The organism is Sphingobacterium spiritivorum (genome assembly GCF_016724845.1).
In the GTDB taxonomy this organism is placed as follows: domain Bacteria; phylum Bacteroidota; class Bacteroidia; order Sphingobacteriales; family Sphingobacteriaceae; genus Sphingobacterium; species Sphingobacterium spiritivorum_A.
Window position 1 is genome coordinate 4170565 of record NZ_CP068082.1, and the last position, 24321, is coordinate 4194885.

The 24321-nt window shown below is 42.0% G+C and carries 13 protein-coding genes and 1 other RNA gene; 7 read left to right on the forward strand and 7 right to left on the reverse strand.

Annotated features, from left to right (window positions below; translation table 11 throughout):
* Positions 1-105: 105 nt before the first annotated feature.
* On the forward strand, positions 106-879 hold the full coding sequence (locus tag I6J03_RS17810) for a hypothetical protein (protein WP_003003378.1): 774 nt from the start codon (positions 106-108) through the stop codon (positions 877-879).
* A 299-nt stretch (positions 880-1178) separates the two neighbouring features.
* Here the strand turns inward: I6J03_RS17810 and ssrA are convergent.
* Positions 1179-1546, reverse strand: a transfer-messenger RNA (tmRNA) gene (ssrA, locus tag I6J03_RS17815).
* A 143-nt stretch (positions 1547-1689) separates the two neighbouring features.
* Here ssrA and I6J03_RS17820 point away from each other — a divergent pair.
* Complete coding sequence (locus tag I6J03_RS17820) at positions 1690-2454, forward strand: hypothetical protein (RefSeq protein WP_201693876.1); 765 nt, start codon at positions 1690-1692, stop codon at positions 2452-2454.
* 610 nt (positions 2455-3064) lie between these two features.
* Here I6J03_RS17820 and I6J03_RS17825 read toward each other — a convergent pair.
* The 3 genes from I6J03_RS17825 to hisG form a co-directional block, all read right to left on the reverse strand.
* Positions 3065-5092, reverse strand: a complete 2028-nt coding sequence (locus I6J03_RS17825; RefSeq protein WP_003003372.1) for a M3 family metallopeptidase — start codon at positions 5090-5092, stop codon at positions 3065-3067.
* 223 nt (positions 5093-5315) lie between these two features.
* Positions 5316-6602 (reverse strand): histidinol dehydrogenase, encoded by a 1287-nt coding sequence (gene hisD, locus I6J03_RS17830; RefSeq protein WP_003003366.1) that lies wholly within the window; start codon positions 6600-6602, stop codon positions 5316-5318.
* Between the two features lie 23 nt (positions 6603-6625).
* Positions 6626-7477 carry an ATP phosphoribosyltransferase gene (hisG, locus tag I6J03_RS17835; protein ID WP_002996247.1) on the reverse strand — a complete coding sequence of 284 codons (852 nt, stop codon included), beginning with the start codon at positions 7475-7477 and terminating at the stop codon, positions 6626-6628.
* Between the two features lie 588 nt (positions 7478-8065).
* On the opposite strand from hisG, the gene I6J03_RS17840 reads away from it, so the two are divergent.
* Genes I6J03_RS17840 through I6J03_RS17850 form a run of 3 tightly spaced genes read left to right on the forward strand, consistent with a single transcriptional unit; the run spans position 8066 to position 15952 of the window.
* Positions 8066-11140: a SusC/RagA family TonB-linked outer membrane protein gene (locus I6J03_RS17840; RefSeq protein ID WP_003003364.1), complete on the forward strand. Its 3075-nt coding sequence runs from the start codon at positions 8066-8068 to the stop codon at positions 11138-11140.
* 36 nt (positions 11141-11176) lie between these two features.
* Positions 11177-12766: a RagB/SusD family nutrient uptake outer membrane protein gene (locus I6J03_RS17845; protein ID WP_003003361.1), complete on the forward strand. Its 1590-nt coding sequence runs from the start codon at positions 11177-11179 to the stop codon at positions 12764-12766.
* Positions 12767-12796: 30 nt separating this feature from the next.
* On the forward strand, positions 12797-15952 hold the full coding sequence (locus I6J03_RS17850; RefSeq protein ID WP_232279611.1) for a GH92 family glycosyl hydrolase: 3156 nt from the start codon (positions 12797-12799) through the stop codon (positions 15950-15952).
* 334 nt (positions 15953-16286) lie between these two features.
* Here the strand turns inward: I6J03_RS17850 and I6J03_RS17855 are convergent, their stop codons facing one another.
* From I6J03_RS17855 to I6J03_RS17865, 3 genes are read right to left on the reverse strand one after another with little or no spacing between them, the layout of a single operon-like run.
* Positions 16287-17579, reverse strand: coding sequence for an amylo-alpha-1,6-glucosidase (locus I6J03_RS17855; RefSeq protein ID WP_003003354.1), 1293 nt, complete (start codon positions 17577-17579; stop codon positions 16287-16289).
* A gap of 35 nt (positions 17580-17614) precedes the next feature.
* A complete protein-coding gene (locus I6J03_RS17860; protein ID WP_003003351.1) occupies positions 17615-19351 on the reverse strand; it encodes a class I mannose-6-phosphate isomerase in 1737 nt (578 codons plus the stop codon).
* A 37-nt stretch (positions 19352-19388) separates the two neighbouring features.
* Positions 19389-20711 carry a sugar porter family MFS transporter gene (locus tag I6J03_RS17865; RefSeq protein ID WP_003003349.1) on the reverse strand — a complete coding sequence of 441 codons (1323 nt, stop codon included), beginning with the start codon at positions 20709-20711 and terminating at the stop codon, positions 19389-19391.
* A 121-nt stretch (positions 20712-20832) separates the two neighbouring features.
* Here I6J03_RS17865 and I6J03_RS17870 point away from each other — a divergent pair, with 121 nt between their 5' ends.
* The gene (locus I6J03_RS17870) at positions 20833-21567 is read left to right on the forward strand and encodes a GntR family transcriptional regulator (RefSeq protein WP_002996222.1); all 735 of its coding nucleotides are present in this window, start codon (positions 20833-20835) and stop codon (positions 21565-21567) included.
* A 96-nt stretch (positions 21568-21663) separates the two neighbouring features.
* On the forward strand, positions 21664-24132 hold the full coding sequence (locus I6J03_RS17875) for a mechanosensitive ion channel family protein (protein WP_003003346.1): 2469 nt from the start codon (positions 21664-21666) through the stop codon (positions 24130-24132).
* The last annotated feature ends 189 nt before the right edge of the window (positions 24133-24321 follow it).

The window sequence follows — 24321 nt, forward strand, 5'->3', positions numbered from 1 at the left end:
TCTTAGATCTTATAACGAATACTATAATCTTGCCAAGCCAATTTGTTTGAGAAAATAGAGAAATTTATCAATCTTAAATAATTATTAAAAATTAAATTAACTTTTATGAATGAAAATCCAATTAATAAGATTTTAGAAAAACAGAAGAAAGAAAAGGCTAAAATCAATAGAATAATTTTTTTAGCTGTCATAGTGTTTTTTTCATTTGTTATAATTAAAGTATTAACATCTAGTCCTAAAGACAAGGATGTGAAAAATGAAATGGTTAGTAAATCAAAAAATGATGTAAAAGGAAAATCAAGGAAAATTTCACAAATTTTAGACTCAATTAGTAGTTCACCAAATAGAAAAAGCATTTCTTTCGATGCCACATCTTATTCTGGACTTGATTTTAAATTTTCAAAAAAATGGATTTCCGATAGATACAGCGATTCATATATGTATAGTGAAGCTGAAAGAGGCGAGACCTATTTAACAGCCAATATAACAGTTACAAGTAAATCTAAAAATCCTATGTTACATGAATTTGGCTTATATTATTTAGATAAAGATAGTAGCCTTGTTTTGGTTAATCCTATGCTATATAGATTTTTTAGATGGGAGGATTATGGAACATATTTGGGTAATTATAATGATAATAGCAACGATTTTGCTCATCGAGAATCGGTAAAATTTACTTTAGGTGTTTCTGTGTCTGATGAAATACTGAATAAGAAATTATTCATATTGACGAAGAAAGAGCCTAATCTTACCCGTAACGTTAAAAGGTTTGAAAATCCTCCTGTCTCCTATGTTGGGAATAGTTCTCTACTAAGCAAGATAAATAGAGATTATGAGTATTTAGATAATGGTTATATTAAAGTTTCAAAATTAAATTAGTCCTGAATAACATTTGGAATAATTTATACTGTTAGTGGTTATGTTCTAAGCAACTAAGCAAGAGTCAAATTATAGAGATAACAACGTCTCTTAGCATAAAAATCTAAGTTTAATATTAAATTAAAAGGCCTGAAATAGCTATTTGTAATTTTTAACAAGTAAGAACTTTAAAAAGCAGTAAGTAATCATAATGCCTTCCCAAAAGAAAGTGTGATTATAATTATTCTTGTGATCCAATTCGTGACCTGTATAAATAAAAAGAGGTAAATACTTGATAAATAAGTAAATACCTCTTGTGGTTGTGGAGCCGGAGAGATTCGAACTCTCGTCCAGTCATGGTACTGTATACGCTTTCTACATGCTTAGCTTCTCTTTGGTTGTCGGAAGAGGGAAGGTGAGTCGCTTACCTGTACCGTTCTTCTTATTTGCTGTTTCTCACAGATGCTTAGCAACATCACATCTGCCAGTTCTAAAGTTCGATGCCCCGAATGTCAGACCAAAGAACAGAGCCTGACGGGACAAATAGCTATGTTAAGTCTAACTTAAGCAGCTAAGGCGTAGTTTTCTTCGCCAGTTGTAATTCTGAAAGTTCAGATTAAAGTGCTAGACTAACAATGCACTGCATGCTTACATAACCGTCTCCATCCTGTCAATTCCGGTCGACCCCTGATTATTGTAAGAATACAAATTTACGAATAAAAATTTATATATTGTAAGGATAAACGCTTTGGACAGTCAAACAAATTCATTGTCAGATTGTTTACGTTTTAATAAAATTATCATATACATAAAAAATTAAAAAAATATAAAATGGCAAAGTCAAAACCAACTAAAGAAAAAAAGGACAAAAAGTCTAAGGATGGCGCTCCCGTAGCAAAAGAAAAAAAGACAGATAAGAAAAAACTAGACGCTAAAAAGGAGAAACCTAAAAAAGCGAAAGTTAAAAAAGTTAAAAAGGCTAGCAAAGGCAAAAAAGATTCAAAATTAGAGAAAGCCTACAAAAAATTAAGTAAAGAGGTTAAAACGCTTGTTGGAAAGCTTAAAACAAATGTAGAGTCTGTTGTAGAGAAAGTTATTCCTGAAAAAACAGAAGAAAAGGCCAAAGTTCAAACTAAAGCAGCGAAACCTGCAGCATCGAAAGCGACTCCTACAAAGACAGCAACAACATCTTCTGCGGCTAAGCCAGCGGCAACAAAAGCGACTCCTGCAAAGACAGCAACAACATCTTCTGCGGCTAAGCCAGCGGTAGCAAAAGCAACTCCTGCAAAAACCACGGCGGCATCTTCTGCAGCTAAACCAGCAGCAGCAAAAATGACTTCTGCAAAGACAGCAGCAACATCTTCTGCAGCTAAGCCAGCGGTATCGAAAGCGACTTCTGCAAAGACAACGGCGGCATCATCTGCAGCTAAACCTGCAGCAGCGAAAGCGACTTCTGCAAAGACAACAGCAGCCTCTTCTGCGGCTAAGCCAGCGGCAGCAAAGGCAGCTCCTGGAAAGACAACGGCAGCGTCCTCTGCAGCTAAACCTGCAGCAGCACCAACAGCTACTCCGGATACAGATAAAAAGGATGCTTAATCATCCAAAAAATAAAAAGAGGGTGTCTAACAAGTCAAACCCTTGTAGAATTGCATATCTGTAGTTAGGTACTTTATAAATTGCATAAAAATGGGGTTATCCGATCTTTTTGGACAGCCCCATTTCTATTGTAGTGACCTTGTTATAACTTTTCTCTCCTTGTTAAAGCAGAGATGCCCGAAGGGCAGAGAGGTTACTTGTAAAACTGCAAAACCTCTCCCTAACCCTTCCGACATGTCGGAACAGGTTCTCCTTAAATGGAGAGGGAATAGCTATTAGCATAGATAAAGTGTTTTTTTGTTGCGTCTGAAGGTGTCCTCTCCGGCAGTATGATAATTTCGTCCTTATCATTTGGTGGGGACAACAAATGACGCTGTTGAGTATTTTAAGTTGACTCGGGTTTCCTGGCCGGGCTGTTATATTATAAACATTATAACCTCTCCCTAACCCTCTCCTTAAAAATGAGAAGGAATTGGTTTATCAAATAATAAAAAGAGTGTTTCAAAAAGTCAAGTTAAACTCTTTGAGAATTTCATATCTGTAGGTAGATACTTATAGAATCGCATAAAAATGGGGCTATCCAACCTTTTTGGATAGCCCTCTGATAATTCTATAGCAAACCTGCCCGCTTCAGCAACGCATCAGGCGTGGCCTCCTGTCCTCTGAATCGTTTGTACAATACCATAGGATGCTCAGTACCTCCTTTAGATAAAATATTATCCTTGAATTTTTTCGCAATTTCTTTATTGAAAATACCATTTTGCCTGAAGTAATCAAAGGCATCTGCATCCAGTACTTCTGCCCATTTGTAACTGTAGTATCCGGATGAATACCCGCCATTAAAGATATGAGAGAACGCCGGAGTCATAGCATTTTCCTTTACATCAGGATAAAGCTGTGTTTCTGAGAATTGTTCTGTTTCAAATACTTTAAGATCCCTGATCTGCCGCGGATCATGTCCGTGCCATCCCATGTCCAGCATACCGAAGCTGAGCTGGCGGATCGTAGCCATTCCTTCCAGAAAAGAAGCACTTTCCTTTATCTTTTCTACCAGATCCATCGGAATATCTTCAGCGGTCTCGTAATGTCTGGCGAACAGGGCAAGCGCTTCTTTTTCATAACACCAGTTTTCCATGATCTGACTTGGTAATTCCACAAAGTCCCAGTAAACCGAAGTTCCAGACAGCGTAGGGTATACAGTGTCGGCCAGCATTCCATGCAAAGCATGGCCAAATTCATGGAATAGCGTTGTGACTTCATTAAACGTCAACAGAGAAGGTTTAGTGGCGGTAGGCCTTGTGAAGTTACAGACAATAGACACATGAGGACGTTGTTGTGTGCCCTCTTTTACATACTGAGGTTTGAAAGATGTCATCCAGGCTCCGTTACGTTTTCCTTTGCGTGGGAAAAAGTCAGCGTAAAAAACCGCGACCAACTGACCTTTATTATCCGACACTTCGAATGTCTGTACTTCTTCGTGGTACTTGTCTATGTTGTGAACTTCTTTGAAGTGGATATCAAACAATTTTTCAGCAACTTCAAAAGCCCCGTTCAGGACATTTTCCAGTTTAAAATAAGGTTTTAGTTTTTCGTCGTCCAGGCTGAATCTTTCCTGTTTTAATTTTTCAGCGTAGTAGGAACCATCCCATTTTTCCAATTGGGAGATACCGTCTTTTTCTTTTGCGAATGCGGCCAGTTCATCGAATTCCTTTTGAGCAGCCGGCTTAGCCTTGCTTAATAATTCCTTCAGAAAATCGTCTACCTTTTCAGGGCGCTGTGCCATACGTTCTTCCAGTACAAAATCTGCATGCGTCTTATAACCTAACAATTGTGCGCGCTGGAACCGCAAATTGACAATTTTAATAACAATCTCTTCATTATTATACTCATTTTGCTGAAAAGCTTTTCTCCCTGCTGCTATCGCAATCTCTTTTCGTAGTTCACGGTTATCCGCATAGGTGACAAAGGGCAGGTAACTCGGGAAGTCCAGCGTAAATATCCATCCTTCTTTGTCTTCAGACTGCGCCAATGCTTTTGCAGCCTCTATGCTTCCTTCCGGTAAGCCGGCAAGATCGTTTTCATTCGTGATATGAAGCTGGTAAGCATTTGTCTCTGCCAGTACATTCTCGCCAAATTTGAGTTTCAATACGGAGAGTTCAGCATCTATTTTACGTAAGCTGTCTTTCTGCTCATCATTGAGCAATGCCCCGTTGCGGACAAAGTCCTTGTAACTTTTTTCCAGGAGAGTCTGTTGCTCCACTGTAAGGTCGAGCTGATCTTTTTGTTCGTGTACCACTTTGATACGTTTGAACAAATCAAAATTCAACGTGATATCGTTGCTTAGTTCAGAAAGTTTAGGCGCTATTTCCTGTGCGATCTGTTCCAGTTCATCACTGGTTTCTGCCGAATGCAGATTGAAGAAAATACTGGATATACGATCCAGTGTCATTCCTGAATAAGCCATGGCAGCGACTGTATTTTCAAATGTGGGGATTTCCGGATTTTGTGCTATAGCATCTACCTCTTTTCGGGTCGCTTGTATGGCTGTTTCAAAAGCGGGAATATAATCTTCATTCTTTATCTGGGAAAATGGCGCAGTATTATGTACTGTGTCAAAATAGTTCGTTAAAATACTCATGATGTAAATTTAAGATTATAATAGCAGAGCCAATAATTTTCTAATCCCAAAGTTGCAATAATGGCAAAATAATGATAGAAAAGGTTTGGAAGAGCTAAAGAAGAAATAAAGAGAGAGGAAGAAGAATGTACATCTGCTAAAGCGAACAGATGCACATTCTTCAATAAGTCTTTGTACGATTTATTTACAAAGTGTCATAAGGCCAATGAGCTGCACGCTCGTATCAGCCTTTGCGGATACTCACCGCATTCTTATGGGCGTGAAGACCTTCCAGTTCGGCCAGTACCTCTACAGTAGAGCCGATCTGTAACAGACCTTCTTCCGAGATGTGCTGAAACGTGATCTTTTTGACAAAAGAGTCTACTGACACTCCTGAGTAGGAGCGGGCGTAGCCTGAAGTTGGTAAAGTATGGTTTGTTCCCGAAGCATAGTCACCTGCACTTTCAGGTGTAAGGTGACCTAAGAATACAGATCCGGCATTGAGGATCTGATTGGAAATAGATTTCCATTGATCAGACTCAATGATCAGATGTTCGGGGGCGTATGCATTCGAAAATTTCATACCTTCAGTAAGATCGCTGACCAGGATGGCATAAGAATTTTCCAATGCCTTCTGAGCCATTTCTTTACGTGGTAATACCGCCAGTTGTTCGTCAAGTTGTTTATTGACCTCATCTATAAGCGTATCGGAAGTAGCGACCAGCACGGCCTGGCTATCTACCCCATGTTCGGCCTGGGCCAGCAGATCTGCAGCAATATAGGCAGGATTAGCCGTTTCGTCAGCAAGTACCAATACCTCGGAAGGTCCTGCAGGCATATCAATACTTACATTTGTCATGCCTTGCAGCATACTTTTTGCCTTAGTCACAAACTGATTTCCGGGGCCAAAGATTTTATCCACTTTGGGGATACTCTCCGTTCCGAAAGCCATTGCTGCCACCGCTTGAGCTCCACCGACAAGGTATATGCGTTTTATATTTAACAATTTAAGGCAATACGCCACGAAGCCATTGATCTTGCCACTTGCTTGCGGAGGAGAACAGACGACGATCTCTTTGCATCCGGCGATACGCGCCGGTACACCAAGCATTAGCAGTGTGCTGGGCAATACGGCAGATCCACCCGGAATATAAAGTCCAACTTTTTCGATAGGGCGGGGCTCACGCCAGCATTTTACACCGGGCATAGTTTCGACTACGCGCTCACGCTTCAGCTGATAACTGTGAAATTTGTGTATATTCTGGAAAGCAATTTCCAGTGCACGTTGCTGATCTCTGTTGATCGTGAAAGCCAGTTCGTCAATATCATCCGCATCCAGATACAGTTTGTCAAGCTTTACTTTGTCAAACTGATGCGCATAATCCACTAATGCGCGGTCTCCATGCCTGCGCACCTCGTCAATGATATGCAGGACAGTATCCTGTATCGCAGATGAGGGGTCTGTATTACGGTCTACCAGATCAGCAATGTCCTGTGCCGATAGCTGACTGTAGTTATACTTTTTCAACATGTTGTTTTTTCTTTTGATTATACTTACAAGATAATCTTTTCGATCGGCATCACTACTATTCCCTGTGCTCCTGCAGATTTCAGTGTATTGATCTTTTCCCAGAAATCATCTTCCGAAATAACTGTATGTACAGCTACCCAGCCTTCTTCGGCCAATGGAACGACTGTGGGACTCTTGACACCATGCAGCAGGGAAGTGATCGCTGGCAGATTTTTTTTCTCCACATTGAGAACCACATACTTGGTCTCTTTAGCCAGCAGTACCGATTCAATACGCTGCACCAGTTCTGTCAGGATCAGATTATCTTCCAGGCCCTTTCTTCCGATAAGGATTGCCTCCGAACGGCGGACATCCGCAAATGGCTTGAGACCGTTGCTCTTCAGTGTACCACCTGTAGATACGATATCGCAGATCGCATCACTCAGTCCCAGACCCGGTGAGATCTCTACAGATCCTGATATTAAACGGATATCTGCCGTGATCTGGTATTCATCCAGAAAGTTTTTGAGGATAACAGGGTAGGAGGTTGCGATAGCTTTACCATTCAGGTCTTTCAGATCTTCGATCTTACTGTCTTTTGGTACTGCCAGTTTGAGTGTACATTTTCCAAAACCTAAACGTTTGACATAGGAAACCTGTGCTTCGGATTCGTCGATCACATTTTCTCCGACAATGCCCAGATCTGCAATGCCTTGTTCGACATATCCGGGGATATCATCATCTCTTAAGAACAGAATTTCAAGAGGAAAATTAGCAACAGAGGTAATCAGTGAACTTTTATAGTTTTCGAAATCTAAACCACAGTTTTTGAGTAATTGGACTGATTTTTCATTTAATCTACCCGATTTCTGGATAGCTATTTTGAGATTTTTCAACGCTTTATAATGTTAGCAGTAAATTATTAATAAATAGGATTCAAACACAAGGGGAAAAATGCTTCACGTAGAAACATATCAATTACATATCGCCGCAGGGGCGATGATGGAAATGAAAATGATGTACGTGAGTATAAATCATGTTTGTATTAATAACGGATCAAAAATAGAGTTTTATTGCTAATAATCAAATAAAAATGTCTGTTTTTTGAAATAAATAAAAAGTTACACGGGGCCGGGTGACTTGCTCCTGTATATCTTAAAAATCTGTCGATACTCACGTTTTCCTGAAAAATGGAAAAAAAAGTTGGAATGTTTTTAATATATTAATATGTTTGTATGTGTGTACATTTAATGTGCAACACTACAAAAACCAATGTTATGAGGATTCCTGTTTACATTAATAGGGGAAGTACTACAGTTTTCTGTAAAATAAATCTCATCATCGATTATTTCTGATTGTATCAGATATTATACTGTTATGCTGCTTTAAATATGTTTTAGCATATTTTTTAGGTTCAGCTTTTTACCTGTAGAACTATTCAAATAACCATAAACTTATACTATTCCAATTTAAACTAACTAACCATGAATCAAAACAAAATGTATGGACATTTTATGTCCTGTTTCCGGGCAGTGCTGCTCTTTTTGCTCGCCTGTCCGTATCTTGCATCAGCCCAGAGCGGGCTTGTAATACGAGGGCTGGTCTCTGAAAACGGAAATACAGCCACTCCCTTGACAGGTGTCAGCATACTGGAGAAAGGGAGTTCCAATGCGACAACGACAGATGATAAAGGCCGGTTTGAGATCGAAGTTAAGGATGAAAAAGCTGTTCTTATTTTTAGTTTTATCGGTATGAAATCTCAGGAGGTTGCTGTCGGAAAGCAAAGAGATCTGCGTATCCTGTTGTCCGCATCGGGAGAAGAGCTGGAAGAAGTGGTGGTCACAGGATACGGTACGCAGCGTAAATCTGATCTGACAGGTTCGGTTGCTGTGGTATCTTCCAAAGAACTGCTGAATGTACCTGTCAATAATGCTTTGCAAGCCTTAAAAGGTAAAGTAGCCGGAGTAAATGTATTTCTCAATTCCGGATCTCCAACAGGAAGTCCCCGTGTGCTGATTCGCGGGTTGGGAACGATCAATTCGTCTTCAAGTCCGTTATATGTCATTGACGGTGTAGTCATGGAGAATATGCAGTTTCTCAATCCAAACGATATCGAACGTATGGAAGTACTGAAGGATGCATCTTCTACAGCGATTTATGGAGCCAGAGGCGCTAATGGCGTTATTCTGATCACAACCAAAAGGGGTGCCACGTCAGATGGCGTAGTGGTCGGTTATGATGGTTTTGTGAGTATAGGGGTATTGCCTAAAAAACTGGAGTTGCTGAATGCTAAGGAATTTCTGGAAGTCATTAAAAGAGGTTTTGACAATTACAGTAAATATAATCCTACAGGCACGGCTCCAGTATTTACAACTTCGGATCCCCGACTGTTTGACGCACAGGGCAATCCTTTGTATGACACAGACTGGCAGGATGAAGCTACCCGTACCGCACTGTCTCATAATCATCAGCTGTCAGTATTAGGCAAGGGTGAAAAGTCTTCATTTGGTGCATTTATGAATTATGCCAAGACCGAAGGGATCATGCTCAACAACTGGCTGGAACGGATCAATGGTAAACTGGCTTATGATGCCAAACCTAAAAAATGGTTGTCTATGGGTACAAATGTACTCGTAAACTATACCCGCGGAAATGAGTTTGAAGAAGATGGAGGACATCAGATGCCCCGACGTTCTATGCTGGAAATGCCTCCGATATTTCCGGTCAGATTTCCGGACGGAACCTGGGCACACAGCGGCATGATCACAGATCCATATTCTTTGGAGTCTATCCCGAATCCTGTACATGTATTGACAACTCAGGACCGGTTACGTAAGCGCACACAGATTTTTGGCAATACCTATCTGACTTTTCATATTCTTCCGGGACTGGATCTGCGTACGCAGTTCGGATTTGATAAAAATGATAATCTGATCCAAAATTATGATCCTACAGATCTGATCAATATTTCTGCTCCGCTGGGCTATGCGTATATAGAAAATCAACATTCTTTTTACTGGCAGGAAGAGACTTATCTGAATTATAACAAGGATTTTGGGGATCATCGTATCAACGGTGTGATCGGTCTCAGCTGGCAGGAAAGAAGAGCGGAGAATAACTGGATATCGGCTAAAGGATTTTCCGATAATTTCTTCCGTTACAATAGCATTCAGGCTGCAAGTCAACCAGGTGCTCCAGGGTCATTATATGACAGATGGGCGATGAATTCTTACTTTCTGAGGGGGAGTTACAGCTATAAAAGTAAATATCTTCTCACTTTTACAGGACGTATTGACGGATCTTCGCGGTTTGGTGAAAACAACAAATACGGTGTGTTCCCTTCTGCAGGTATCGGTTGGGTAATTTCAGAAGAACCGTTTCTGAAAGATGTATCTGCCATCAATGAGTTGAAGCTGCGCTCAAGCTATGGTGTCACCGGGAATACAGAGATTCCGACTTATCAGTCTTTAGGTACCATATCTTCTGAAACGACACTGATCAATGGCACACGTGTATCCCAGAGTTATATTAACAGACTTCCGAATCCTAATCTGGAATGGGAAAAATCAAAGCAATTTGATATCGGGATGGATCTGGCCCTGTTTGACAGACGTCTGAAACTGGGATTGGATTACTACCACAAGCTGACTACAGATCTGTTGCTGGACAGACCTGTGCCTTCGTCCACCGGATTTATGGCTGTACGGGATAATATCGGATCTGTATCCAACAAGGGGGTAGAGGTATTGGTGAGTGCCGTGCCGGTCAAAACTTCTGATTTCAACTGGGAATCAACTTTGAATTTTACCTATAATAAGAATCAGATCGAAGCGCTCGGAGCGAATAATGAAGATATTTTTCCCGGGCCTAACTGGGTGTCCGGCAGCCAGACTATTTTGCGTGTCGGAGAAAGTCTGAGTTCATTCTGGGGATACAGAAGATTAGGGACATGGGGTACAGCGGAGGCTGCAGAAGCGGCCAAAGTCGGTGCTATCCCGGGCGAAGCCAAACGCAGTGCCGAGCGGACCATTATCGGTAAAGGGTTGCCGGACTGGACGGGAAGTTTTATTAACAATTTCAGATACAAACAACTGGATCTGGGAGTGGATATGCAGTTTGTATACGGAGTGGATATCCTGCAGCAGTTTTTTCATTCTACCGAAGACCGTACTGGTTATTCCAACGGCTTTCGCAGAACATTGTACGATAGCTGGACGGAGCAGAATCAAAATACAATGATTCAGCAGATCCGCAACGGTCCGTATTCGGGACAAAACAGTGAAGTAGATGATCATTGGGTTGCAAACGGTTCTTTCTTACGGGTGAATGCCATTAGTCTGGGCTATACTTTTCACAATGATCAGTTGCAAAAGTGGGGTCTTAAGAACTGGAGAGTATATGCAAGTGTACAAAATGCATTTTTGATTACTTCGGACAGCTTTAAAGGATATGATCCTGAAGCAACTTCATGGGGTGATAATCAATGGGGACAAAATATATTTTTTCACCAATATCCTAAGCCCCGCACATTTACGATAGGTACAAGCTTTCAGTTTTAGTATCCAACCATTATGTTAATCTTAATATAACAACTCATGAAACCGACTATAATATTACTAATCATCACGCTCGCCATGATGACTTCCTGTAAAAAATTTCTGGAAGAAAATCCGAAGGATGAACTTGCCGGCAACCAGTATTTTACCCAACCCGAGCATGCTACTAATGCTGTAAACGGCTTGTACCGAAATGGAGCTCCACAGCTGTATGATGGTGCAGGGGCTCATTATTCCGGCTCCAAGATGTTTTTTGGCCCTTATCTTACCGGATATATAGACAATGATTTCAAGGGGCAGGAAGTACATGTACAGCATGCACAGAATATGACCTTTAATGCAACGAATCTATCCACTTATTTTCACGATATATGGAGTACTCTGTACAGGGGGATATCCAGAGCAAATAATGCGATCAAATATATCCCGACAACACCGGGACTGTCTGATATCCAACGCAGTCAGTTGCTGGCAGAAGCTTATTTTTTCAGAGCACAGGGATATTTTCAACTGGTCAGGATGTTTGGTGATGTCCCTTTAATAACCGAGCCTTATGAGAATCTGGAAAACATCAATGTGAAGCGTACACCAGTAAAAGATGTGTATACTTTGATTGTACAGGATCTGACTTTTGCTGTCAATCAGGGAAATCTTCCGGATAAGACGATGTCCGCAAATGCAGGCAGAGTAAGTAAAGGTACGGCTGCAACGCTGTTGGCCGATGTCTATCTGACTATGAGCGGATACCCGTTACAGCAGAATGAATATGCTAAAAGTGCGGCCATAGCACGTGCCATTATCAGGAGTGGCGTTTATCAGCTCACTACACACTATCGTAATCCGGACGGATCTGTCAACCTGAAAAGTACAGCCTATAACAAATTACGTCTGGTCGACAATGTCAGCAACGAGTATATTTATTCCTATGAGTTTACTGTAGGCATATCGACTTCCACGCATGCACATTGGGCTTTTCCAACGATATCTACTTCTGCTACTGTATTTGCGATTACCAATAATGCTTATGGTCCTTCGTCTAAATTTCTGAAAGGCTATGGTGCTGCAGATGATCTTCGTATACAGGAAAAGCAGTTTTTTCATTCCTCACTGGAAAGGGCAAACGGAACGATCCTTAATTTTCCGACTGCGCCTTACATGTGGCAGGATGATCAGGCATCATTTGAGACAGCGACCTCAGGCAAAGATTTACCGATATATACCTATCCTGATGTCTTGTTGATGGCGGCAGAGGCGATAGCACTTTCGGAAGGTGTCACAGCAGAAGCGGTGGATTACCTCAGTCAGGTAAGAGCAAGGGCGTACTGGAGGACAGATCCGGCTGTTATCCGCCAGCAACTGGGCAGTCTTCCGGCAGATCAGTTTGTAAAGGAAGTCTGGAAAGAGCGTTATCGCGAACTTGTATTTGAAGGGAGACAATGGTTTGATATACAGCGCACAAGGATGTTTCCGGTTCCTGCAGGTACTAATGACGGAAATATTAATTTTGAAGCGGTGATAGGACATGCAAATGATAAAGGAGCCATCATTCTGGAGAAAAACCTTTTGTTGCCTATTCCTACAGATGAATTACAGCGAAATCCGCTTCTGGAGCAAAATCCGGGATATTAAAGAAGAAAAAATATGTGTATACAGTCTAAAGTGAACATAATTAAAATAAGTTGTCTGATCTGTTTGTTGTTAGGCTGTGTTTTTCAGACAAAGGCACAGCACATCGCTAAAGTGATCTGGCAGATAGGAAAGAAAGATCATAGTCCGGCAGGAATGGCATTGTCTTCCGATGCCTATAAACAATTTATTGAGAAAGATTTTGGATTTGAAGACCGGTCATTTATGATCGGTCATTCAGATAGTCAGACCGATTGGCCTTATGTCTTGCCCGGACCGGTCAACAGCTGGGGAGGAACGGGACCAACTGCAGGTATACGTTCCCATTTTTTGAATATTGATTTTGGACTCGAGCACCTCTCTGCAAAGGATAAATTCGGTTTTGAAATCAATATTTTGCAGACCGATCCCAAGGAGGCTCCCTCATTTAAGATATCTGTCAATGGTAAACCATACCACTTTCCGCTTAAGAAGGGAAATGGCCACGAAAATCCGGTAGGTCCGTTTGACCGGGCCGAAAACCAAAACATTCGGATTGAAATCCCTGAGGGACTATTGAAAGACGGTTCAAACCATATCACATTGACTACCCTGCAGGGCGGATGGCTGGTATTTGATGATTTGGCACTCTACGGTCCGCCACATGTCCATATCCTGAAACCTGGTACCGCCTGGTTGAAGTCCGTATCTCCTGCGGATTATGAAACAGAGAAGCAAAATAAAAAATTTCAGGCTCTTTTAGTGGATGTGTCATCCCTGAAAGAACATGCGCAACTAGAGGTTATGCTCGATGGAAACAGCATTCTGAAGCAGTATCTGGATACCGGAAGGTATGTCCTGGAAGCTCTTATGCCGGCAGTGAAAAATCCCAAAACAAGTCGTTACGAAATCCGTGCAGACGGAATGAAAATAGGAGCAGGGACGGTGAAACGGTCGGCACAAAAGCTCGTTAGTCCGGCCGACTATGTCAACACGATGATGGGAACAGCACATTCCAGATGGATGATTGCGCCGGGACCCTGGATGCCCTTCGGTATGGTCAAGCTCAGTCCCGACAATCAGCGAAGCGGATGGCAGGCCGGATATGATCCTACTATAGAATCTATCGGAACATTCAGCCATATCCACGAATGGACGATGACAGGTCTGGGTACTTTTCCGGTATCAGGAAAGCTTAATATTCATATGGGTGATCAGGATAATCCGGATAGCGGATACAGATCACGCATCGATAAGACAACCGAAAAGGCTCCTTTGGGGTATTATCGAGTGGATCTGACGGATTATGATATTACAGCTGAACTGACAGCAGGTACACGAACCAGCTTCCAGAAGTATACGTATCATCGTGCGGATACCGGGCGGATCATGATTGATCTGCAATTGCCTACAGAGTATGATTACAAAATCAAAGCCGTAAAGCTGACCAAAATAAGCGATTACCGCATAGAGGGAGTGAGCAGACAACTGTCCCAGCACGTATGGTCCGGAGATATTGATCAGGAGTATAATGTACATTTTGTAATGGAATTTGACCGTCCGATCAAGAATTTCGGATATTGGAAAAACGGGCAGGTACTGAGGCAGCAAACACTGGATGAATCGGAAGTAAGCGATGCCGGAATGTATTTCGAGTTTGATACCAGAACAAATAAAACTGTACAGTTGCGAACCGGAATCTCTTATGTGAGTATCGCAAATGCAGCTTTGAATCTGCAAGAGGAGATCAGTAAGCCATTTGGCTGGTCCTTTGACAAGGTATATGCCCGTCAAAGGCAGGTATGGAATGAACAATTGGGACGAATTTCGATAAATTCAAATGATCAGTTGCAAAAGGAGCGTTTTTATACCAATATGTACCGTTCTCTTGCCAGCAGAAATACATTCAGTGATGTGGACGGAAGCTGGGTTTCTGCTGATGAAAAGATTCGCAAACTTCCCGGCTCCACGGATGTGGCGCTCGGATGTGATGCTTTTTGGAATACGTTCTGGAACCTGAATCAGTTCTGGAATCTGGTGACTCCGGAATGGTCAAGCAAATGGGTACGCTCACAGCTGGCCATGTATGACGCCAATGGCTGGCTGGCTAAAGGCCCTGCTGGTATGGAGTATATTCCTGTAATGGTAGCCGAGCACGAAATACCTCTTATGGTAAGTGCTTATCAGATGGGAATCCGGGATTATGATGTGCACAAATCGTTTGAAGCAATGGTCAAAATGCAGACTACAGCATCTGCTCCGGTTGAAGGCGGGTATGCCGGCAACAGGGATCTGATGACGTATCTGCAACATCAGTATGTACCCTATGATCAGGGACGGTTTTCCAATTCACTGGAATATAGCTTTGACGACTGGACTGTTTCGCAAATGGCCAGATCCTTAAATAAGGAAAAGGAATTTATTCAATTCAGAGAACGCGGATCATGGTGGAAAAATGCAATCGATACCGTGACCGGCTATGCCCGCATGCGGGATGCTAAGGGAGATTGGTATAAGGAGTTTGATCCGTTTAAATCGGGTGCCAACGAACATTATGTTGAAGGAAATGCCTGGCAGCTCACTTTTTTTGTGCCACAGGATATACCGGGATTAGCAAAACGTATCGGACAGGATACATTTCTGAAACGGTTGGAGTGGGGATTTGAGGAAAGTTACAAATGGCGCTTTAATGGTCCGAATGATCAGTACTGGGATTATCCGGTCGTACAGGGTAATCAGCAATCTATGCATTTTGCATTTCTGTTTAACTGGGTCGGACGGCCCTGGCTTACGCAAAAATGGAGCCGGGCAATTATGGAACGCTATTACGGACATGGCTTATCTAATGCTTACCTTGGCGATGAGGATCAGGGTCAGATGAGTGCCTGGTTTGTGATGAATGCTCTCGGATTGTTTCAGATGGACGGAGGGACCAGAGTAGATCCGATTTATGAGATAGGAAGTCCGCTGTTTGAGAAAGTGACCCTTGATCTCGGTAACCGGTATGGCAGGGGAAAAGAGTTTGTGATCGAAGCCCGGAATACCAGTAAAAAGAATATGTATATCCAGAAAGCTACCTTAAATGGAGTGGAACTTAATAACTGCTGGTTTCCTGCTTCAGAAGTATTGAAAGGTGGTACGCTGATATTGGAAATGGGATCCATGCCTAACAAAAACTGGGGAACGGGAGGTATTCCGGTTGCACAGTAAGTATATGTAGAAAAATTGCCCGGGAATTAATCCCCGGGCAATTGAAATATTTAAATGAATTTACCTTTTATATTGAAGAAGGTGTCTCGAAAGTCCGGTCAAACCCTTTGAGAATTGCATATCTGAAATTATGCAAAACCTCTCCCTAACCCTTCCGACATGTCGGAACAGGTTCTCCTTAAAAGTGAAAGGGAATTGGTCTGTCGAATAACGAAACGAGGATGCCCAAAAAAGTCAAGTCAAATCCTTGTAGAATTGCCTATCCGTAGGTAGGTACTATAGAATCGCATAAAAATGTGCTATCCAACCTTTTTGGATAGCACATTTTTTTTTGTTATTTCTGTGCCTGCTCCAACATTACAATGGCATCGTATAATACACCTGCCTCACCCCGAAATGTTCCTGACCCTTTAGGCTTATTGTCTTTGGTATACCATTCAAAAAATCCCTTATTGGCGATGACCCTGTCAAGCATAGGTTTTATCTGTTCGTAAGCCTCCTTTTCAAATCCGTTTTTGACCAGTTGCTGAATCATTCTTCCGCCAAACCATGTCCAGTCACCACCATTCTGATAACCATAAGGGTGCATACCTTTATTTTTGAATGATCCTTCCGGATAGGTCGGGTATAAGGTCAGTCCAATGGTCGCCGCTCCGGAAGCTTTGACATTGGCAATCATTTTATCAAGAGATGTTTTGATTTGTTCCTTGGATAGTAAATTAGCTTCTATTGCTACCGCTGTTCCTCCGTGATAGTAGATCTGATTTTCATCAAAATTCTTGTCAAATGGAGAAGTAGTCAGGTAGATATGGGGTATAAACTTCTGATTCTTGTCATCCCATAAATGTTGCATTGTGCTGCCTGCTATCTGCTCCCGTATCAATTTCCATCTGTTAGCCGCCGCAGGAATCATATCCATATAATTGTCCAATGCGATCAGAAACATAGCATTGTCATAGATATCGATAGCGAGATGAGAATTTTCATCCAGATGGACACCCCAGTCATGTTCCGGCTGTACGTCACCCCAGTCTGCAGTCGTTGCTCCCCAGAGCAGGCCGTACTTCTCATTGTATCGGTGCTTCATCAGAAAATCCATCGCATGTTCCATACGTTCCTTTACAGTAGAAGTGCCAACTTCGGTTTCCAGAAAGCTGGTATCGTTTGTTGCTTTGATGTATTTGTGTACTGCTTGTATAAGAGATGTTTCCTGATCTGTTTCTACCGTATTCTTATGGGCTGCAAACTGCGGAGCAAGCACATTGGTAATCGTGTAATAATCTGAAGGCTTGCCTTTAAGACTTGCTTTTGTGACAAAACCGTCTGCAATATTACCATCTTCCCCCTGTAAGCGTAAAAACGTAAGCAGTTGTTCCTTAATCAATTCATGAGGATGTACTTTTGTGGCGACTGTGATAAATGTATTGTAATCTCTGATCCATACTTCACTGTATCCGTCTCCGGCATTGAATCCGGATTTTACGATTTCCAGCGCTTTATCTTTGACGATCTGTAGCGAAGAGTCTGCTTCTATACGCTTGGACAGCGCGGCTGAGTCTGTCTTGCCGCCAGAAGATCCACATGCAGTGAGCAGACCTGCTAAGGCTAATAAGGCTATTCTATTCATTATTTTATCGTTTATAAGTGATTGTTTTATATAGTTTAGCAGGCTTCATCTTTGACAAATGATACAATTACTTTTGCCTGTGTTTCGCCCAGATTACGCAGCCTGTATGAGCCTGCAGCAGCAGGTACAGCAAACGTTTCTACAAAATGAAAGACCTCTTGTTTTCCGTCTGCGGTAGTCAGTTCTATTGCCGAGCCTTCTACCAGCATGAGGATATGGCATTGTCCTTTTGTCTCTACGGATACCTGATCAGTAAAGTCATATCTGCAAATCGTATAGAAATGCTGTTCGTGAGTCGGCAGATCTATATAGTTTGTATTTACATCCAATGCCGTTTCCTTTGGTTTGGATATCAATGTATCCTGTACTACGGTTCCTTTACGTGAAAAATCCAGATTTTCAAATGCACGTGCTATATTGAGTGGTCTGGGCTTCCCATCCAGATCCGGACGTACCCAATCGTACATTTTGAAGGTGAAAATATAAGGTGTGGCGCTGATTTCGAGCACCAGATTGTTTTTTCCGGATGCGTGTACTGTACCGTTGGGGATCAGGTAGAGATCATGTTTCTGAGCCGTGAATTTCTGAACATACTTTTCAATTTCGATAGCAGTGCCGTTTTCAAAACTTTCTTCGAGTGCTTTTCGGAAGTTATCAGGCTGTATATCCTGTTGAAATCCCAGATACACTTCTGCATTTTCCTCACAGTCGACAATATAGTAGGTTTCGTCCTGTGTGAAATTTTCGCCGAACTGATCTTTCGCATATTGTGTGCCCGGATGGCACTGTATAGAAAGGTTCCCTCCGTCAAACGTATCCAGGAAATCAAAGCGTATCGGAAATTCATCTCCGAACCGGTTATGCGCTTTGCCCAGCACCTGTTCGCCGGCAGTATACATCAACTGATCAAAGGAAACTTCCAGAAGATGATCTCCGTCAGCTAATACCAGTCCGTTTTCCGGAACGATCATCTCAAAAGACCAGGCGTAATTTTCTACGTTCTGATCCAACTGCTTCATGTGTTTTTTCATCCATTGTCCGCCCCAGACGCCCGGCTCAAACCAGGGTCTTACTCTGAAGAAGGAGGTAGACATATCTTTCAGGGTGTCACGCAGATCCTTGCCGTACATCCAGGAGATACGTTCCTTCAGCTGCTGATCCGCCATAATGGTTGTCCGGGGTAATATATTTTTCTTATGCTTATTCAATACTACCCAATCCACAAAATAAAACCGCTTGTAAATCTGCTTCTTGTCGTCCTGAAAATCTGCACCAAGATTGTCAACCTTCCCCTGACGCATGCGCTGCGAAAGTACATTTTTAGGTAAATCAAAGTAGGCAATGGGAGCCTTTGTATTGTAACATGCTGCGCCTGTACCGTATAGTATCGTCAATCCTTCAGCATGCGCGGGTACAAGCATTTTTACTTTTTCCAGATCATAAAAATCTGTGATGGACAGATCCGTTCTGTAACCGAACAGGGGGTCATCAGCACCTAAAAAAGGCTGTACCATATCCTCGATTTCATGTGTTTCTTTCAGGGCCGTTTCGAAAGGTATAAAACGGACATTTACCGCAATTTTGCGAAAAGCAGTTTCAAGCCCTTCAACAATTTCCTGCCAGTTCACTCCGATATATCCGTCAAGTATATAGAGTGATTCTTCAGACAGAGCTGTGGCCAGAGAATCATATCCGCTATAGATGTGACCTTTGGCTTTATGTGTGGGCAATATAGTATAGTTTATGCTGTTATCTTTTACTTCGGTTTCCATGTTATGATATGACTAATTATATTTATCTTTTTTAATATTACTTTTTGATTTTCGATTTCCAGTATGCCTCTATTTCTTCCAGACGTTTTCCTTTGGTTTCAGGTAACAGGTAATAGACTGTAATAAAGGCAATCGCGCAGCAGATGGCAAATACCCGGAATGTCCATGCTGTTCCCCACTGATCGAGCAGGATAGGAGTGAGCTGACCGATAATGGCGTCTGCGACCCACATAACCAGAATGCTGACCGCCATGGCGCGTGCGCGTATAGCCGCAGGGAATATCTCTGATGCAACCACAAACTTTAAAGGACCTATAGAAAAGGCAAAAAACAGTAGAAAACAGAGGATGGAAACGATGAGCAGATTCCCGTACGTATGGATATCCTGACTCAGAAACCAGCCTGTTAATAATAAGCTGATCGTAGCTCCTAATGTACCGGTGAGGTACAGCGGTCTTCTGCCCCAGGTATCTACTTTCCAGATCGCCACACAGGTAAAGATCACATTGGCCAGTCCGAAGAAAACCTGTGCCTGTACTGAACTGTCAAGGGACAGACCGGATTGAAGCAGAATGCTGGGGCCAAAGTAAACGATAGCATTTATACCGCTCAATTGTGAAAATAAAGGAAGCAGAAGCCCTAATATAAAGGCTCTTCTGTAGACCGGGGAAAATAGAGATACATGTTGACGCTCTTGCTGAGCCACCGGAGTAATGGGGTCGTTGATATTTAACCGGGCAAGTATCTTATATCCCATACTTTCTTTCCCTTTCTGAATCAGCCATCTGGGGCTTTCGGGTACTATAAATAGTCCCAGACATAACAGTAATGCGGGAATTGCGCCAAGCAGAAACATCATGCGCCAATGTTCGGCAGCGATACTGAGATCATATTTAAGCACGAGCGCATTACTGACATAGGCCGCCAGTATACCTATCGTAATAGCTAACTGATAGATCGTCACTGTACGGCCACGGTACTGGCTTGGTGATATCTCTGCAATATAGAGGGGGACAACGATGGAGGCAATACCCACACCGAGACCGCCAACCCATCTGCTGGTCAGCAGAGAGATAAAATCCGGACTGAATGTACATCCGATTGCTGAAACTAAAAACAATGTGCCTGCGATAACCAGAGTAGATTTTCGGCCTAAGCGGTCACTCCAGCGTCCGGCAAATATGACGCCTATAATACACCCTACCAATGCTGAAGAGACAAACATACCTTCCTGACCGGGGGTCAGATTGAAATGGGCTTTAATCAGCGGTACTGCACCCGAAATAACGGCCATATCAAATCCGAAAAGCAGCCCGCCCAAAGAGACCGTTGCAATAATAAGTTTAAAGAGTGTGTTCATAAATTTACATTGGTTATTTTAATATGTACATACATACAAACATATGTGTATTTTTTTAATTCTCCAAATAATGTTACTTTAGCTACTGAAACAGCAAAGCAGAAAATTTTACCCGCGTATTATGAATCTTCAGATAGACCACAAGAGTCCGGTTCCTTTACACATACAGGCCGAAATGTTACTTCGCGAACTTATCAAAGATCCTGAGTATATAGACGGCAAGTTATTACCCAATGAAGTAGAACTGGCGCGTCGTCTTGCTATTTCACGCACGACACTTCGTCTGGCTATCAATAAGCTGGTATATGAAGAGCTGCTGGTCCGTAAGAAAGGAGTAGGCACTAAGGTCGTCACTTCCAAATTCAGCTCAAAGTCTAAAAACTGGCTGAGCTTTTCTCAGGAGATGAAAAACAGAGGAATAGAAGTCAAAAATTTTGAATTACATGTGAGCTGGGTAGTTCCGGAGAAAAGTATTATGCATTTTTTTGATATAAAGGAAGATCAGAAAATCCTGAAACTGGAACGTCTGAGAGGAAAGAAGGACGATCCTTTTGTATATTTTGTTTCTTACTTTCATCCGCGTATAGGATTGACGGGTGATGAGGATTTTAAGCGTCCGTTGTACGAGATACTGGAACAGGATCACCATATTATAGCCGATCTTTCTCAGGAGGAAATAGATGCTAAAGCCGCGAATAAGTTTATAGCAGACAAACTGGAAATCAATCAGGGAGATCCCATTTTATCCCGAAAGCGTTTTGTGTATGATCAGTCCGGACGTCCTATTGAATATAATCTGGGCTATTACAGAGCAGAAAGTTTTACCTATACCGTCGAAAGCCGCAGAGATTATTAAGTCTTTATCCAATCAAAATATAGATTAAGTTCTTGTTCTCGATGTAGATAATATGCATGAAATGCTTTATTTTTATGCAATATCTACCAACCGAATATGAAACAGCTTAGTATAGTTATCCTTTTTATAAGTCTTCTGAACTGTGCTTATGGAGGTATTGTGCAATCTGATACGTTAGCAAAGGATACGGCTGTGAAGAAGGATTTTGTAAGTCAGATGCAGGACTTTGCAAAACAATCTGCAGCCAGAAGCCGTTTAGACTATAACGCGGATCGTGCTATGGTACGCCAGAATGAGATTCTGGAGCAGATCAAACGAACGAATCAGCGGGCACGTGCTTTTCTTAAAAACGGAGTGGATTCCTTACAGATCAATTCGGATCTGGATAATATTATAAAATGGCATGAAATAGCCGGAGACGGGGTTTTTAATCATTTAGGAACAGCACAGACGAACCGCAATCTCACGACGACCTATAATGTACTGGTCGGCCTTTCCAAAGATGTGGCTACCCAGAAAAGCAGAATAGACCGATATCAGACTCAACTTATACAATTTCGTTTTGCGCTGGATTCCCTGTCAAATGATCCTTCCTTATTTCAGTTTCCGACAGATTCGGCAGAACTTGTCAACTATATTCAACAGCTTCGTGCTGTAGCGGTAGAGATATCTCCGGTCACACAATCCTTAAAGACTGCTATTTATAATATTCAGCATATACAAACAAAGATCAACCTGGAGCTGTTCCGGTTGAATGCGCATATGGAAGAGATCAACTTTTACCAGAAGGAGATAGCTGATCGCATTTTTAATAAAGAATTTGTAAATATATGGCAACCTAATACTTTTGACCGTCCTTTTTCCGAACTTCTGTATTATTCTGTACATAAGGCTTATTTGGTAACGGTATTTTATTTCAAGGCACATTGGGGTAAATTTCTTTTTCTTATCCTTATGGTTTTATGTTCTGCTTACTATCTGACTTCGTTGAAAAAGGCATTGACAAGTCAGCAGGAAAAAAGCGGAGAGAAGGCAGACGGACTTGTCATCCGTTATCCGGTATGTTCGGCGATAATTATTGTTTGCAGTATATTCCAGTTTATCTTTCCTGCTCCGCCGTTTATTTTCAGTGCGCTGTTATGGATACTCTCCGGTATATTGCTTTCTGTTATCTTTCGGACCTACATAAGCCAGTACTGGATGAGGATCTGGCTGGCACTGTTTACACTTTTTGTCCTGGCGTGTATGGATAATATGATCCTGCAGGCATCACGTCCTGAAAGATGGTGTATCCTGCTTATTTCGGCATGTAGTTTCTGCATCGGATTGTATGCCCTGATCAACAGACAGAAACAGGAGGAGCTGCGGGAGCGCTGGATATTATACCCGATAGGGCTGATGACGGCATTTACACTGATCGCATGTATCAGTGACATCTTTGGTCAGTATAATCTGGCCAAGGTGCTGATGGTATCCGGATTGCTAAGTGTGATGATCACGATTCTGTTTTTATGGGTGGTGCGGTTAATTAATGAGGGGCTGCAGTTTGCCTCTATGCTGTACACGCATCAGGAACAGCGATTGTTTTATCTGAACTACAACCGGGTAGGGACGCAGGCACCTACATTTTTTTACATCTTTCTGGTGATTGGCTGGTTTGTGTTGTTTGGCCGTAATTTTTATGAGTTCAGGCAGATATCCGAACCGTTAAAGAATTTTTTCGAGCAGGAACATGCATTAGGCAGCTATACTTTTTCGATCAGCAATCTTTTGACTTTTATCGTGATTATGATCGTGACTACAGTGGTCTCAAAAGTAGTTTCTTATTTTGCTTCCGATCAGCAATGGAACAGTAAGGAAGAAAAACATAAGCGGAAATTGAAAGTGGGTAGCTGGCTGTTGCTTATCCGGATTACGATTATTGTGCTTGGACTTTTTCTTGCCTTTGCTGCGGCGGGTATACCGATGGACAAAATTACACTGATCTTAGGCGCATTAGGAGTAGGTGTGGGATTTGGTTTACAGACGCTCGTCAATAATCTGGTGAGCGGACTGATCATTGCATTTGAAAAACCTGTGAATGTAGGTGATGTTATCGAGGTGGGCGGACAAGGCGGGACTGTCAAATCTATCGGCTTCAGAAGCAGTGTCATTTCTACTGTTGACGGAGCTGATCTTGTTTTACCTAACGGGGATCTGCTCAATTCTCATGTGATCAACTGGACATTAGGCGGCTATAAAAAGCGTATGCATATTGTCTTGCGTGTGACTTATGACAGCGATCTTCAACATATCCGCGACTTGCTGTTGCTTATTATGGGCAAGCAGGTAAATATCCTGACATCTCCTCTGCCTGTCGTACAGTATAATCAGTTTGCCGCAAGTGCGATAGATATTGATCTATATTTCTGGGTACGAAGCCTCAGAGATGCTTCGCAGATCCGAAGCGACCTTATGCAGGCTATACATCAGCATTTCCGGCAGGAGGGTATTGTCATTCCGTTTCCTCAACAGGACATTCATATTGCGTCCGGACCTGAAAAAGAAGGAGATAGGGAAGACTAAAAATCAAATTATTTTGCAAGGATAAAATTTTTTATTTAACATTGAGTTTAAGTAATGCTAAACTATGGCTGTTACTTTTGCCAAAATATATGCCTTTCGTTTTTGTATTTTTTAATATTTATAAACAATGGGTGTAATTGTAGTATGTTGCATCATTAAAAAACGAATAATCAAATCTAAAATAATAAT